This is a genomic window from Aeromonas sp. 603607, from assembly GCF_049171595.1.
Taxonomy (GTDB): domain Bacteria; phylum Pseudomonadota; class Gammaproteobacteria; order Enterobacterales; family Aeromonadaceae; genus Aeromonas; species Aeromonas veronii.
Window position 1 is genome coordinate 54,857 of the sequence record NZ_JAAKOV010000014.1, and the last position, 15,437, is coordinate 70,293.

The window sequence follows — 15,437 nt, forward strand, 5'->3', positions numbered from 1 at the left end:
AATGGATCCTCCAGAAGATAAAAGATGCCTTCGGTCATCTGACCGAAGGCGGGCGAGTTACGACTTCTTGGCACCTTCTTGCATCTGCCACGCCAGGGTAGCGAAAGGCATGTCGAGGGCGCTGTAGACATCGTGCGCCTTGGGGTCGACGTTGCTGCGCAGCATCTCGACCGCGGCAGAGGCGTAGTCGGTGACCGGGATACCGGCCCCCAGCAAGCGTTGCAGCCCAGTGGTGCGCTTGGCTTCGTTGAAGGTGCCGGAGGCATCGAGCACCACCCGGGCATCATAGCCGGCAGCCTTGGCAGAGAGGGCCGGGAAGCTGGCGCAGATCTCGAGGGATACACCGGCGATGATCAGCTGTTTGCGGCCGGTCTTCTCAATGGCGGTGCGCACGGCAGGATCGTCCCAGGCGTTGATGACGGTGCGGTTGATCACCTTCACATCCGGCAGGGCACTGGTCAGTTCAGGCATGGTGGGGCCCCACATGCCATCGGGCATGGTCGCGGTCACGATCACCGGCACGCCGAGGGCGCGGGCGGCGTTGGCCAGCGCCACCACGTTGTGCTTGAGCTCGCCCACCGTGGTGTCGCGCACGCCGCTCAGCAAGCCGACCTGATGGTCGACCAGCAGCAGTACCGCATTGTCTCGGGAGAGCATCTCCAGATAGCGGTTGGGTGATACGGTCGGATGGCTGGCAGCCTCGGCGGCCATGGCCGGTGTCGCTGTGGTGGCCAGCGTGGCGGTCAGGGTCGCCAGACCGAGCAGGGTGGCAGAGCAGATTTGTCGCAGTTTCATGGTGAACTCCTTGTGATATCGGAACAGTCAAACGGCCCTTGCTGGTGGGGCGGATTGCCCGCGCAGCAACCGTCTGATGGGGACAGGGCCATTATGATGGCTGCAAAAATGGCGACAATCTGGTGAAATAGGTTCTTATTGTTCCATCAATGGAACGATAAGAATGCACCTCACCCTGACCAAGGCTGCCCGATGACACCACTGGAACTTGATTTGAATGATCTCTATCTCTTCACCCATGTGGTGCAGCGACAGGGATTCACTGCCGCCGCGCGGGCGCTTGGCGTACCCAAGTCGCGGATCTCGCGCCGGATCCGGCTGCTGGAGGAGCGGCTGGATACCCGGCTGCTGCAACGTACCTCACGCCAGCTCAGCCTGACCGATGCCGGTGAGGTGCTCTATCGCCACTGTCAGGCGATGCTGGCCGAGGCGCAGGCCGGAGAGGCGGCTGTGCGGCAACGGCAGCAGGAGCCGAGCGGTCTGGTGCGGATCGGCGTGCCCATTACCATTGCCGATGCGCTGCTTGCCCGTTTACTGCCCGCTTTTATGGCGCAATACCCCAAGGTGAGGCTCGCCGTGCAAGCCAGCAACCGGCAGGTGGATCTGCTGGAGGAGGGGCTGGATGTGGTGATCCGCGGGGTGGCCTTCGAGCAGCCCCCCTCCAGCCTTGTGCAGGTGCCGCTCTGTACGGTGCAGTGGGGCGTGCTGGCGACCCCGGCGTGGCTCTCGCGCCACAATGCGCTGGCGCATCCACGCCAGCTGGAAGGAGAGGATGCCCTGCTTTTCAGCTCGCTGGAGCGTCAGGCCGATCTGTTGCGGCTGCGGCACGACAGTGGGGAGAGTGAGGAGGTGGCGGTCAATGTGCTGCTGCGCAGCGACAATGTGCAAACCCTCAAACAGGCGGCGCTGGCGGGGCTCGGGATGGTGGGCTTGCCACTTTACGCCTGTGTGAATGAGCTGGCGGATGGGCGGCTGCAACAACTGCTGCCCGAGTGGCGTCCCAAAGATGGCAAGCTGGTGATGCTCTATCCCGCGCGGCGCGGTCTGTCACCGGCGGTCAGGGCCCTCATCGACTTTATCAAGGCGCAGTTGCCTGCACTGCTGGCAGAGGTCGGTCAGCCACGCTGAGGAGGGCTATCCCTCCATCTTGCGGCGAATGCGCTCGAACAGGCTCTGCAGGCAGGCTTGATCCCGATCGGCGGCCCGCACCGCGCCGTACATATGGCGACGAATACCGCTGCCGAGGGGTCGGGCGCAGAGCATCCCCTGTCTGACAAACTCGTCGCTGGCCCAGCGCGGCAAGGCGGCGACGCCGAGGCCAGCGGCGGCCATCTGCAGCATCACCGATGTGTTGTCCACCGGCTTGCAGCGGGCGGGCTCCACCCCGGCGGGTTGCAAAAAGCGGCTGAAGATATCCATGCGGCTGCGCTCCACCGGATAGACCAGCAGCACCTCCGGCTCCAGATCGACCGGCTCGATGCGGCTCTGGTGGCAGAGGGGGTGATACGGCGCCATCACCAGAGTCAGATCGAAGGCAAAAAGCGGCTCGAAGTGGAGATCGCCGCGGGCCTGCACATCGGAGGTGAGCAGCAGATCGAGCTGGCCGCCGAGCAGGGCATTGATGGCATCAAAGCCCGGCACTGACTCCACCTCCAGATCCACCCCGGGCCACTGGCGGCGAAAATCGGGCAACAGCGGCAGCAGCCACTGGATGCAACTGTGGCAATCGAGCGCCAAATGCAGCCTTCCCGCATCGCCGCTCTGCAAGGCCTGCAGCTGTTTCTCGGTTTGGGCCAGGGCGGGCAGTACCTGACGGGCAAGGGCGAGCAGCTGGCTGCCTGCCGCGGTCAGCACCAGCGGGCGGCTTTTGCGCAGGTAAAGCTCCAGATTGAGGCGGGTCTCCAGCTCTTTGAGCTGGTGGGAGAGGGCGGACTGGGTGAGGTTGAGGGTCAGCGCCGCACCGGCCAACGAGCCCTGCTCGGCCAGCGCGGTCAATGTTTTCAAGTGTTTGATCTCTATCCCTGCATTGCTTGGCACTGCCATAAGATGGCTCCTTGTGAGATTGCGTATGGCGCTGAGGTTGCGGTCGGCGGTGGCCTGCTGCGCTTCTTGACTCCGGCACCTCTTGCACCTGTAAAAATCGGCCTCTGTATCCTCGCGGTGAACCTGACTGGCGGTCAGTTGAGGATTATTTGAGAGCCACTTGAAGAGGATTCAATAGCCAGCGTCACCTTATCTTGTCATTTTGGATGTGTAAACATCTGGATGGCTAAATCATCCAGTTTCCCATCAGATGAATGAGCATAAGGAAATGAACCTATGACACGAGCACACACCCTGGGCTTCCCCCGTATCGGCGCCAAGCGCGAGCTGAAATTTGCCCTCGAATCCTACTGGCGTGGCGAGACCACTCAGGCCGAACTTGTTGCCGTGGGCAAGACGCTGCGTGAGCGCCACTGGCAGGCCCAGCACGGCGCCGGGGTCAATCTGCTGCCGGTGGGTGACTTTGCCTGGTACGATCAGGTGCTCGGTACCAGCCTGCTGGTGGATGCGGTGCCTGCCCGTCACCGCCATGGCGAGACCGATCTCGACACCCTGTTCCGGGTGGCCCGGGGCCGTGCGCCGACCGGCCCAGCGGCGGCCGCCGCCGAGATGACCAAATGGTTCAACACCAACTATCACTATCTGGTGCCGGAATTCAGCCGTGATCAGCGCTTCAAGCTGGGCTGGAGCCAGCTGTTTGACGAGGTAGAAGAGGCCAAAGCACTGGGGCTGCCAGTCAAGGCGGTGCTGCTGGGACCGGTCTCTTATCTGTGGCTCGGCAAGGAGAAAGAGAGCGGCTTCTCCCGCCTTGAACTGCTCGATCGCCTGCTCATCGTCTATCAGGAGATCCTGGCCAAGTTGGCCGCCCAGGGAGTGGAGTGGGTACAGATCGATGAACCTGCGCTGACGCTGGACTTGCCGGACGAGTGGCGGCTGGCCTACCTCAACGCCTACGAGCGCTTGAGCGGCCCCTGCAAGCTGTTGCTCACCACCTATTTCGGCTCGGTGGCCCATCAGCGCGACATCATCACCAGCCTCAAGGTAGATGGCCTGCATCTGGATCTGGTGGCCTCCCCCGAGCAGCTGGAGACCCTGTTGCCGCATCTGCCCGCCCAGTGGGTCATCTCAGCCGGGGTGATCAACGGCCGCAACGTCTGGCGTGCCAATCTGGCCAAGCTGGCGCCGACTCTGAAGGCACTGAAAGCCAAACTCGGCGAGCGGCTCTGGGTGGCCTCATCCTGCTCATTGCTGCATAGCCCGGTGGATTTGACTCTGGAGCAGGAGCTGGATCCCCAGACCCGCAGCTGGTTCGCCTTCGCCTTGCAAAAATGTTTCGAGTTGGGACTGCTCAGAGAGTATCTGGATGGGGGCGAGCTCGACAAAATCACCGCCTACAGCCAGCCCATCGTGGATCGGGAGTCCGACAGCCGGGTGCACAAAAAAGCGGTGCAGTCACGGCTCGCCAGCCTCACCAACAGCGATTTTGATCGCCACAGTCCCTATCCGGTCAGGGCCGAGCTGCAGCGCTCGGATCTCAAGCTGCCGCTGCTGCCCACCACCACCATCGGCTCCTTCCCGCAGACCTCCCAGATCCGGGTGTTGCGGCAGGATTGGCGCTCCGGTCGCATCGATGACAGTGCCTACGAGGCTGGCATTAAGGCCGAGATCCGCGATGCCATCGCGCGTCAGGAGGCCATCGGGCTGGATGTGTTGGTACATGGTGAGGCTGAGCGCAACGACATGGTGGAGTATTTCGGTGAGCTGCTGGATGGCTTTGCCATCACCCGCTTCGGTTGGGTACAGAGCTATGGCTCCCGCTGCGTCAAGCCGCCGGTGATCACCCGCGATATTGACCGCCCGACTCCCATGACGCTCGAATGGACCCGATTTGCCCAGAGCCTGACCGACAAGCCGGTGAAGGGGATGCTGACCGGCCCTGTGACCATCCTCTGCTGGTCCTTCCCGCGGGAAGACGTGAGCCGCGAGCAGTCCGCCCTGCAAATCGGGCTGGCCATTCGCGACGAGGTGGCAGATCTGGAAGCCGCCGGCATCAAGATCATCCAGATCGACGAACCGGCGATCCGCGAAGGCTTGCCCCTGCGCAAGCAGGATCATCAGGCCTATCTCGACTGGGCGGTGCGCGCCTTCCGTCTGAGCGCAAGCCCGGTGGCGGACCGCACCCAGATCCACACCCACATGTGCTACAGCGACTTCAACCTCATCATCGAGGCGGTGGCGGCGCTGGATGCGGATGTGATCACCATCGAGACCAGCCGCAGCCAGATGCAGCTGCTCGAAGCGTTCGAACGCTTCAACTACCCCAACGAGATTGGCCCGGGCGTCTACGACATCCACTCGCCGAACGTGCCGAGCCAGAGCTGGATTGAGGGGTTGCTGCGCAAGGCGGCCAAGCAGATCCCGGCCGAGCGGCTCTGGGTCAACCCGGATTGCGGCCTCAAGACCCGGGGTTGGGAAGAGACTGAGGCCGCCCTCAAGGTGATGGTCGATGCCACCAGGGCGCTGCGGGCCGAGCTGGCGTAACCGGCTAGCCGTGACCGCCATCGGTAAGGTGGCGTGCTGACAAACGAACGAGAGAGGGGAAGCCATTGCTTCCTCTCTCTTTTTTCGTTGGCCACTTCTTCCACTGGATCCTGAACCTTGCCGCAGCCCGCTTTGCACTAGGCTCAGAGTTGGCAGAAGTGGATGGAGTCGCGGCCATGAGAGTCAGTCTGGGGAGCGCAATCCTGTGGGGATTGCTGATGTGGCAGAGTGCATGGGCGGCGCCAGCGGCCGAGTTGAAGCTGGTCTACTTTGACGACTTTGCCCCATATTCGTGGCGTGACGAACAGGGCAAGATGCGCGGGCTGATGATCGACGTGATGGATCGGGTGGCAGCGCACATGGGGCTGCGGGTGCGCCATGAAGGTTATCCGTGGCAACGGGCGCAAAAACTGGTGCGGATGGCGCAGGCCGATGGCTTTGTCACCATCGCCACCCGGGAGCGCCGCTCTTACACATTGGTGGTGGAGGAGCCCGTTACCACGACGGTTTTGACGGTATTTACCCGGCTTGGCCACCCCCGGATGACCGATTTTCAGCGTGCCAGCCGCTTGAGCGACTTCAAATCACTTACCTTTCTCGACTATTTCGGTAACGGCTGGGGCAAGGAGAATCTGGCGGGCTTCACCGTTCATCACACCATCAATGTCGATAATGTCTTCAAAATGCTGGCGGCGGGGCGGGGGGACCTGATGGTGACAGACCCACTGGTGGCACGCTTCAAACTTAACCAGCTGGGTCTCTCCGGGTTGGTGGTCGAGGTGCCGCTGCAGCTTGCCTCTACCCCGTTCAATCTCTGCATCGGCAAGCACTCCCGCTTCAATACCCGGATAACCGAGTTCAACCGTGCCCTGCAACAGCTGCGACAAAGCGGCGAGTTGGCGCGTATCGTCGAACGCTATCGTTGATGCGCGGCCGCCATCTGCTGTTTGCCAACGGCGTGTCTATCTTGGCGTCATATCGGCGATGGTTGCCCAGAAGGCATCGATCAAGGGCCCCTTGCTGTGGGGCGGACGGATAAGGCCAATGGTCCAACAGGCTTCCCCGTCTCTCAAGGGGAGGGTGAGCACATCCGGGTGCTCTATGGTGGTGGAGGAGGGGACCAGGGTCCAGGCGATCTCGGCTGCCGCGGTGGCGACGCCAGCGGCAAAGTCGTTGACGTACTGGATATCGCGAAAACGCAGCCCGCTCTGGGCCAGATAGTTCATCAGGTGATCGTAAAACGACGGGGCCTTGTCCCGACGCAGGATCGCCAGCGGCTTGTCCACCAGATCCGCCAACTCCCTCACATCGCGGTAGCTGGCGGGCAGCACGGCGACAAAGTGTGCTTCGACCACTGGCAGGGCGTGCCACCCCTTGGGGGCGGGCAGGCGGCAAAAACCGAGATCCAGCTTGCCTTCACTCAGCGCCAGCAGCTGGTGGTGGGTAGAGAGATCGTTGAGCTCTATGGTCACCTGCGGCCGCTCGGCGCGAAAACGGGCGATGGCGGCGGGCACCAGGATTTTGGTGGCCACGCCAAAGCCGATGCGCAGGGTGCCGACATTGCCCGCCTGCACGTCGCGGGCGGTGCGCGAGAGCTGCTCGCTCTGGATGACCACAGCGCGGGCATCCTCATACAGCGCCCTGCCCAGTCCGGTGAGGCGAGTGGTACTGGCGTTGCGCTCGAACAGCTCGCCGCCCAGCTCCTCCTCCAGCCGCCTGATCTGTTTGCTCAGGGCCGACTGGGTAACGTGTTGACGTACCGCCGCCTGGCCGAAGTGCAGTACCTCCCCCAGAGTGACGAAGGCTTTCAGATCCCGTAGCTCCATCGGGGCTCCTTTCATTCCTGTTGGGAATGTTGAGTGGTCAAATTTGTCATTGGACGGAATTTTAGAAGTGATGGATGCTTATGCCAATTCATTTCGGGTGCCCCGGCACGGGGGCGCCGAGTTATCAGAGATGGCTGACACCATCAGCGCAGAAGGAGCAACACCAGATGCATCACCACAAGTTCAACGACTTCCCGAGCAATTTTCTGTGGGGCGCAGCCTCCGCCGCCTATCAGGTGGAGGGGGGCTGGAATGCCGATGGCAAGGGGCCCTCGGTGTGGGATCTCTTCACCAAGCTGCCGGGCAAGACCTTTGAGGGGAGCAACGGCGATGTGGCGGTGGATCACTACCACCGCATGGAAGAGGACGTGGCGCTGATGGCCGAGATGGGGCTCAAGGCCTACCGCTTCTCGGTGAGCTGGCCACGCATCTATCCCACCGGTCGGGGGGAGGTGAACGAGGCGGGACTGGCCTTCTACGAGAAGCTGATCGATACCCTCTTGGCCCACCAGATCGAGCCGGTGCTGACCCTCTACCACTGGGATCTGCCGCAAGCGCTGCAGGATGAGTACGGCGGCTGGGAAGACCGACGCATTATCGAGGATTTCGAGCGCTACTGCGTGACCCTCTATCAGCGCTTTGCCGGCAAGGTGAAGTATTGGGTGTCCCTCAACGAGCAGAACTACAACCTGACCAATGCCTATCAGCTCGGCACCCATCCGCCCGCAGTGCAGGATCGCAAGCGCTTCTTTGCCGCCAACCATATCGCCTTTCTGGCCAATGCCCGGGTGATCAAGGCGTTTCGCCAGCATGTGCCGAATGGCTTGATTGGCCCGAGCTTTGCCTACTCCCCAGCCTATCCGGCGTCGTGCGATCCGAAAGATATGCTGGCCTACGAGAACGCCGAGGAGTTCAACAACCTCTGGTGGCTGGATGCCTATTGCTTTGGCCGCTATCCGCAGGCGGCGCTCGCTTACTTGCGAGAAAACGGCGAGGCGCCCGAGATCCTGCCGGGCGATATGGAGTTGCTGCGCGAGGGGACGCCCGACTACATCGGCGTCAACTACTACTACACCCTGACCTACACCGATAACCCCTTGGGCGGTCAGACCCTGCAGCGGATCAACACCACCGGCAAGAAGGGCACTACCCCGTCCAGCGGCATCCCGGGCCTCTACAAGACGGCGCCCAATCCGCACCTTGAGACCAGCAACTGGGATTGGGCCATCGACCCGACCGGGATGCGCATCGCCCTGCGTCGCCTCTCTTCCCGCTATGGTCTGCCGCTGATGATCACCGAGAACGGTCTTGGCGAGTTCGACAAGCTGGAGGCGGGCGACAAGGTGAACGATGAGTACCGCATCGATTACCTGCGCAGCCACGTCAAGGCGTGCCAGGAGGCGATGCAGGATGGCGTGGAATTGCTCGGCTACTGCGCCTGGTCGTTCACCGACATCCTGAGCTGGCTCAACGGCTACCAGAAGCGTTACGGCTTCGTCTATGTGGAGCGTGACGAGCAGGGGGGCTCCCTTCGCCGGATCAAGAAGGCGAGCTTCCACTGGTACAGCCAGTTGATTGCGAGCCAGGGCAAGCAGCTCTGACGGTTTATCGCGTCGCGTAACCAGGGGGCCCGGGCAATCCCCGGGCCCACGCTGTTTGTGGCGGGGGAGAGGGGGCAAGCCGGTTTCTCACCGTGCGACTCATCCTTGTTTACTGATTTTTGTCCTGCCAAAGCCGCCGACCCCTGCTATTATCTGCGGCCGAACATGAGCCAATAAAAATCAGGATATCGTGATGACTGACCACACTTTTATTCCCGGCAAGGACGCGGCGCTGGAAGACTCCATCGAACGCTTCCAGACCAAGCTGCAAGCTCTGGGCTTTGATATTGAAGAGGCCTCCTGGCTCAACCCCGTGCCGAACGTCTGGTCGGTGCATATTCGGGACAAAGAGTGCGCCCTCTGCTTTACCAACGGCAAGGGTGCCAGCAAGAAGGCGGCACTCGCGTCTGCCCTTGGCGAATATTTCGAGCGTCTCTCCACCAACTACTTCTTCGCCGACTTCTATCTGGGCGAGCAGGTCGCCAACGGCGATTTCGTTCACTACCCGAACGAGAAGTGGTTCCCCATCGAGGGTGACCAGTTCCCGGCCGGTCTGCTAGACAGCTTCACCCGCAAGTTCTACAACCCGGACGGTGAAGTGACCGCCGACATGCTGGTGGATCTGCAGTCAAACAACGAGGAGCGCGGTATCGTCGCGCTGCCGTTCGAGCGTCAGTCCGATCACGAGACCGTCTACATCCCGATGAACATCATCGGCAACCTCTATGTCTCCAACGGCATGAGCGCCGGCAACACCAAGACCGAAGCGCGCACTCAAGCGCTCTCCGAAGTGTTCGAGCGCCACGTGAAGAACAAGATCATCGCCGAGGCCATCAGCTTGCCGCTGATCCCGGACGAGGTGATTGCCCGTTATCCGGGGATTGCCGCCTCCATCGCGGCGCTCGAAGCGGAAGGTTTCCCCATTTACAGCTTCGATGCCTCTTTGGGTGGCCGTTATCCGGTCATCTGCGTGGTGCTGCTCAACCCGAGCAATGGCACCTGCTTTGCCTCCTTCGGTGCCCACCCGCGCTTCGAAGTGGCCTTCGAGCGGACCGTCACCGAGCTGCTGCAGGGCCGTGGTCTCAAGGATCTCGACGTGTTTGTGCCGCCGTCATTCGACAACGAGCAGGTGGCGGATCACCACAACCTCGAGACCCACTTCATCGACTCCTCGGGCCTTATCAGCTGGGATCTGTTCAAGCAGGATGCGGACTTCGAGTTTGCCGACTGGGACTTCCGTGGCACCTCGCAGGAGGAGTTCGATCACCTGATCGGCATCTTCCATGAGCTGGAGCAGCCGGTCTATATCGCCGACTACGAGCATCTGGGTGTCTACGCCTGCCGCATTCTGGTGCCCGGCATGTCCGACATCTATCCGGCCGAAGATCTGTTGCTGGCCAACAACAATATGGGCGCCAACCTGCGCGAAGTGATCCTGGCACTGCCATCACTTGATTGGGATGCCGAGCAGTACATGGCGTTTTTTGATCAACTGGATGAAGAGGGGCACGACGAGCGTACCCGTGTACGCGAGCTGCTGGGCATCGCCGCTGCCAAGGGGACCGCGCTGCACACCCTGCGCGTTGGCGAGCTGAAAGCCATGCTGGCGCTGGCCGCCGGTGAGCTGGAGACCGCACTGGATCTCATCGACTGGACCATGGAGTTCAACCAGTCGGTGTTTACTGCCGAGCGTGCCAGCTACTACCGCGCCCTGCGTGCCTGCGTCGAGTTGTTCCTCGACGAGGAGCGGGATCCGGAGCAGTATCGCGCCGTCTTCACTCGCATGTATGGTGAAGAGACGCTGGCACAGGCATGGGCCAACGCCACTGGCGAAGCACGCTTCCACGGGCTGGAGGCGGCCGATCTGTCGCTCTCCCAGTTCCCACTGCACCAGAAGCTGCTGGCGGCCTACGAGAAGCTGCAGAAGGCCAAGCGAGCCCATCACTGGGCGTGATCGTTGCTGTAAAGGAAGGGGCCGTGTGGCCCCTTCTGTTTATCGTGCGGCAAGGCACGGGATAGTTATTCAAAGATGAAATAAAAAACAAAAAATACCCCTAAGGGGGTTGATGGCAGGGCAGGGGATGTGCTGTCGATCTGCAAAGATATCTTGCCAATACCATATTTCCATGATCGAAAATAAATTCTTTAAAATCATTGCATTAAAAATGTGATATTTCTGTTTCAGCTGATACCTGGTGTAAAGTGGCGTAGCCATCGCACTAAAATATTTGTAGTAAAATTACATTCGCACTCTGATAAACTTGATCAATGTCAATTTTGGCTATTTGGCCCTTTGTTATGATTTCAACAGGCAAAACATTCAGGTAGAAAATAATTGAAAGCTGAATCTCCATTCGATTGTCTCAAGCCCGAAGCCATCGCTGCACTGGCTGAAGACATCACCTATGCCAAGGCTACCAAGCCGGCATACAAGGTCATTCCACTGGCCATTACCGCAGGCGCTTTCATCGCCATCGCATTTATCTTCTACATCACAGTGACGACCGGAACCGGTTCCATGCCTTGGGGTATGGCCAAGCTGGTTGGCGGTCTCTGCTTCTCTCTCGGACTTATTCTCTGTGTGCTGCTCGGTGCCGAGCTGTTCACCTCCACCACCCTGACACTGGTGGCCAAGGCTGCCAATCGCATCAGCTGGGCTCAGCTGCTCAAGAATTGGGGTCTGGTCTACTTCGGTAACCTGATTGGCGGTCTCCTGATGGTGGCGCTGATCATCGTTTCTGCCGAGTACACGGCAGCAGACGGTCAGTGGGGCCTTAACGCCCTCAAAGTGGCCCAACACAAAATTCACCACACCTTCTTCGAAGCGGTGGCGCTGGGTATCCTCTGTAACCTGATGGTATGTCTTGCTGCATGGATGGCCTTTGGTGCCCGCAGCGCGACTGACAAGGTAGTGGTTATGCTGCTGCCGGTTGCCATGTTCGTTGCCTCAGGTTTCGAGCACAGCATCGCAAACATGTTTATGATTCCGGTTGGTATCGCTATCCACAGCGTGGCTAGTCCGGAATTTTGGCAGGCCATCGGCCAGGATCCGGCAACCTTTGCTGACCTGACCGTATCCAACTTCGTCCTACACAACCTCATCCCCGTGACCATCGGCAATATCATCGGTGGTGGCGTGATGGTTGGTCTGACTTACTGGTTTATCTTCCGTCGTCATCATTAAGGATGATTGCGGGATACTACATCAATACCGTGTGAGGTAATGAAAAATGGCAGAACTTAACGAACAGTTCCAAAAAGCATGGGAAGGCTTCGCGGCCGGTGAATGGCAGACCTCTGTCAACACCCGTGACTTCATCCAGAAGAACTACACCCCGTATGAAGGTGACGAGTCCTTCCTGGCTGGCGCGACCGAAGCGACCACCAAGCTGTGGGACAAGGTCATGGAAGGGATCAAAATCGAAAACCGCACTCATGCGCCGGTTGATTTTGATACTGACCTGCCCTCCACCATTACCGCACACGATGCCGGTTATATCGATCAGAGCCTGGAGCAGATCGTTGGTCTGCAGACTGACAAGCCGCTGAAGCGCGCCATCATCGCCAACGGCGGTATCAAGATGGTTAAAACTTCTTGCGAAGTGTACGGTCGTCAACTGGACCCGATGGTCGAGAAGATCTTCACCGAATACCGCAAGACTCACAACCAGGGCGTGTTTGACGTTTACACCAAAGACATCCTGAACTGCCGCAAGTCTGGTGTTATCACCGGTCTGCCGGATGCCTACGGCCGTGGCCGTATCATCGGTGACTACCGTCGTGTTGCTCTGTACGGTGTTGACTTCCTGATGGCCGACAAACTGGCCCAGTTCAAGTCCCTGCAAGCTGACCTGGAAAACGGCGTCAACCTGGAAGCCACCATCCGTCTGCGCGAAGAGATCTCCGAGCAGCACCGTGCCCTGGCACAGATGAAGGTGATGGCTGCCAAGTACGGTTGCGATATCTCCGTACCGGCCAAGAACGCCAAAGAAGCCGTACAGTGGACCTACTTCGCCTACCTGGCGGCAGTCAAGTCCCAGAACGGTGCTGCCATGTCCTTCGGTCGTACCTCCAGCTTCCTGGATATCTACATCGAGCGTGACCTGCAGAAAGGCCTGATCACCGAGCAAGAAGCCCAGGAGCTGATGGACCACATGGTCATGAAGCTGCGTATGGTTCGCTTCCTGCGTACTCCGGAATACGATTCACTGTTCTCCGGCGACCCGATGTGGGCGACCGAGACCCTGGCTGGTATGGGCGTTGACGGCCGTACTCTGGTCACCAAGAACAGCTTCCGTATGCTGAACACCCTGTACACCATGGGCCCGTCCCCTGAGCCGAACCTGACCATCCTGTGGTCCGAGAAGCTGCCGGTCGGTTTCAAGAAGTACTGTGCCAAGGTATCCATCGAGACCTCTTCCGTTCAGTACGAGAACGACGATCTGATGCGTCCGGATTTCAACAACGATGACTACGCCATCGCTTGCTGTGTATCCCCGATGATCGTTGGCAAGCAGATGCAGTTCTTCGGTGCTCGTGCCAACCTGGCCAAGACCATGCTGTATGCAATCAACGGTGGTATGGACGAGAAGCTCAAGATCCAGGTCGGTCCGAAAACAGAGATGGTCAAGTCCGAGTACCTCGACTACAACGACGTAATGGATCGTCTGGACCACTTCATGGATTGGCTGGCCAAGCAATACGTTGCTGCGCTGAACATCATCCACTACATGCACGACAAGTACAGCTACGAAGCCTCTCTGATGGCGCTGCACGACCGTGACGTATATCGCACCATGGCGTGTGGTATCGCTGGTCTGTCCGTAGCCGCTGACTCCCTGTCTGCCATCAAGTACGCCAAGGTCAAGCCGATTCGTGACGAAGATGGCGTTGCCATCGACTTCGAAATCGAAGGCGAATACCCGCAGTTCGGTAACAACGACGCTCGCGTCGATGATATCGCCTGTGACCTGGTTGAGCGCTTCATGAAGAAGATTCAGAAGCTGAACACCTACCGTGGTGCTGTTGCTACCCAGTCTGTTCTGACCATCACCTCCAACGTGGTATATGGCAAGAAGACCGGTAACACCCCGGATGGCCGTCGTGCTGGTGCTCCGTTCGGTCCGGGTGCAAACCCGATGCACGGTCGTGACCAGAAAGGTGCTGTTGCTTCCCTGACTTCCGTAGCCAAGCTGCCGTTCGCTTACGCTAAAGATGGTATCTCCTATACCTTCTCCATCGTTCCGAACGCACTGGGTAAAGATATGGAAGCCCAGAAAGCCAACCTGGCTGGCCTGATGGACGGTTACTTCCACCACGAATCCAACGTAGAGGGTGGTCAGCACCTGAACGTTAACGTGATGAACCGTGAAATGCTGCTGGACGCCATGGAAAACCCGGAGAAATATCCGCAGTTGACCATCCGCGTATCCGGTTATGCCGTTCGCTTCAACTCTTTGACCAAAGAGCAACAGCAAGACGTCATCACCCGTACCTTCACTGCTTCTCTGTAATCGAGAGATAGTGAGCAAAAACCGGCGCCAAGGCGCCGGTTTTTTTATGCGTGCGATTCAGGGGGAGTAATCATCCCCTGTGAATCGCCCCCAGTTCCATCGCAACCACAACAGTTGTTACTGGGGATTTGAAGAGGATCAAGGGGAGGGGCTCACTAGCATTGACCTAGGCCCCGTCTGTAATGCGATTATGCTTTATTCGCGCTCTAAGGGGATAGGCGGTTGCTCTGCCTGCCATTGCATCAGTGTTGCTATGGCTCGTGGAACAGCTGATCAGGTTTAAGGGGTGAACAGAGGCGCCATCGCGGGTATCAAGCAATACCCATAAGCCTGTGACTATGGAATCATTCTCTGCCTCTGCCTCTGCCTCTGCCTCTGCCTCTGCCTCTGCCTCTGCCTCTATCTCTCTCAATGCGCAGCTTGGAGGTGGTTTGGTTTAGCCAGCCAGATATGTGTGAAGCTACAAACCCTGCTTGCAGAAACAACAAGGGCTGCACATTGTGCAGCCCTTGTCTCTGGAGAATAGCGGGTTGAGCGTGTCAGCTGGCCCAGGTGATGATGTGATCGATCCATTCACCCGCCTGATCCTCGTGAATGACTTTGCCACGGACGGATTGACCAGCCTGATGCATCGCGGAACGACTGCCGGTCAGCAGAGGATGCCACTCTGGAAGAGCGTCACCTTCAGACAGCAGGCGATATGCGCAGGTTGAGGGGAGCCAGTCATATTCGGTGATCTTGTCATGGGTGATCTGCAGACAGTCAGGCTCTTTTTTGAAACGATTGGCGTAATCAGAGCACTGACAGGTCTTGGTGTTAAGCAAATTGCAGGCGACATTGGTGAAAACCAGTTCGTCGGTATCTTCATCTATCAGCTTGTTGAGGCAGCATTTTCCGCAACCATCGCAGAGGGATTCCCATTCGGATTCAGTCATCTGCTGCAGACTCTTGGTCTGCCAAAAGGGGGCTTGCATCATACCGCTCACTTATTACACCTGATAAAACGCGTGGTTATACCCCTTGTTACCCGGTATTTCAAGGAGAGGGTCACTCCGGTGGGCAAATTGTCGTGATCAGCTCAAATGAATGCAATGACTTTCAGCCTCATCATATTGCTC

11 protein-coding genes are annotated in these 15,437 nt (G+C 59.1%); 7 read left to right on the forward strand and 4 right to left on the reverse strand.

All coding sequences use genetic code 11. The features are described 5' to 3' along the window. Window positions 1-57 precede the first annotated feature (57 nt). The gene (locus G5315_RS14130; RefSeq protein WP_421333247.1) at window positions 58-795 is read right to left on the reverse strand and encodes an isochorismatase family protein; all 738 of its coding nucleotides are present in this window, start codon (window positions 793-795) and stop codon (window positions 58-60) included. 192 nt (window positions 796-987) lie between these two features. On the opposite strand from G5315_RS14130, the gene G5315_RS14135 reads away from it, so the two are divergent. Next, the gene (locus G5315_RS14135) at window positions 988-1,923 is read left to right on the forward strand and encodes a LysR substrate-binding domain-containing protein (protein WP_421333248.1); all 936 of its coding nucleotides are present in this window, start codon (window positions 988-990) and stop codon (window positions 1,921-1,923) included. A gap of 6 nt (window positions 1,924-1,929) precedes the next feature. On the opposite strand, the gene G5315_RS14140 is transcribed toward G5315_RS14135, so the two are convergent. Next, the gene (locus G5315_RS14140; RefSeq protein WP_236319501.1) at window positions 1,930-2,838 is read right to left on the reverse strand and encodes a LysR substrate-binding domain-containing protein; all 909 of its coding nucleotides are present in this window, start codon (window positions 2,836-2,838) and stop codon (window positions 1,930-1,932) included. A 276-nt stretch (window positions 2,839-3,114) separates the two neighbouring features. Between G5315_RS14140 and metE the strand changes: the two genes are divergently transcribed. Next, window positions 3,115-5,379, forward strand: a complete 2,265-nt coding sequence (metE, locus tag G5315_RS14145) for a 5-methyltetrahydropteroyltriglutamate--homocysteine S-methyltransferase (RefSeq protein WP_421333249.1) — start codon at window positions 3,115-3,117, stop codon at window positions 5,377-5,379. 176 nt (window positions 5,380-5,555) lie between these two features. Continuing rightward, on the forward strand, window positions 5,556-6,305 hold the full coding sequence (locus G5315_RS14150) for a substrate-binding periplasmic protein (RefSeq protein WP_421263247.1): 750 nt from the start codon (window positions 5,556-5,558) through the stop codon (window positions 6,303-6,305). A 36-nt stretch (window positions 6,306-6,341) separates the two neighbouring features. Here the strand turns inward: G5315_RS14150 and G5315_RS14155 are convergent, their stop codons facing one another. After that, the gene (locus tag G5315_RS14155) at window positions 6,342-7,205 is read right to left on the reverse strand and encodes a LysR substrate-binding domain-containing protein (RefSeq protein WP_421333250.1); all 864 of its coding nucleotides are present in this window, start codon (window positions 7,203-7,205) and stop codon (window positions 6,342-6,344) included. 167 nt (window positions 7,206-7,372) lie between these two features. Between G5315_RS14155 and G5315_RS14160 the strand changes: the two genes are divergently transcribed. The 4 genes from G5315_RS14160 to pflB all read left to right on the forward strand — a co-directional run bounded on the left by G5315_RS14160 (window position 7,373) and on the right by pflB (window position 14,319). Then, complete coding sequence (locus G5315_RS14160) at window positions 7,373-8,806, forward strand: glycoside hydrolase family 1 protein (protein ID WP_421333251.1); 1,434 nt, start codon at window positions 7,373-7,375, stop codon at window positions 8,804-8,806. A gap of 193 nt (window positions 8,807-8,999) precedes the next feature. Further along, entirely contained in the window at window positions 9,000-10,760 is a 1,761-nt protein-coding gene (gene ycaO, locus G5315_RS14165; RefSeq protein WP_043824548.1) for a 30S ribosomal protein S12 methylthiotransferase accessory factor YcaO, read from the forward strand. A gap of 381 nt (window positions 10,761-11,141) precedes the next feature. Continuing rightward, window positions 11,142-11,990 (forward strand): formate transporter FocA, encoded by an 849-nt coding sequence (focA, locus tag G5315_RS14170; RefSeq protein ID WP_005333620.1) that lies wholly within the window; start codon window positions 11,142-11,144, stop codon window positions 11,988-11,990. Window positions 11,991-12,036: 46 nt separating this feature from the next. Continuing rightward, window positions 12,037-14,319 (forward strand): formate C-acetyltransferase, encoded by a 2,283-nt coding sequence (pflB, locus tag G5315_RS14175; protein WP_005352571.1) that lies wholly within the window; start codon window positions 12,037-12,039, stop codon window positions 14,317-14,319. 539 nt (window positions 14,320-14,858) lie between these two features. On the opposite strand, the gene G5315_RS14180 is transcribed toward pflB, so the two are convergent. Then, entirely contained in the window at window positions 14,859-15,293 is a 435-nt protein-coding gene (locus tag G5315_RS14180; protein ID WP_005361134.1) for a YcgN family cysteine cluster protein, read from the reverse strand. Between the last annotated feature and the right edge of the window lie 144 nt (window positions 15,294-15,437).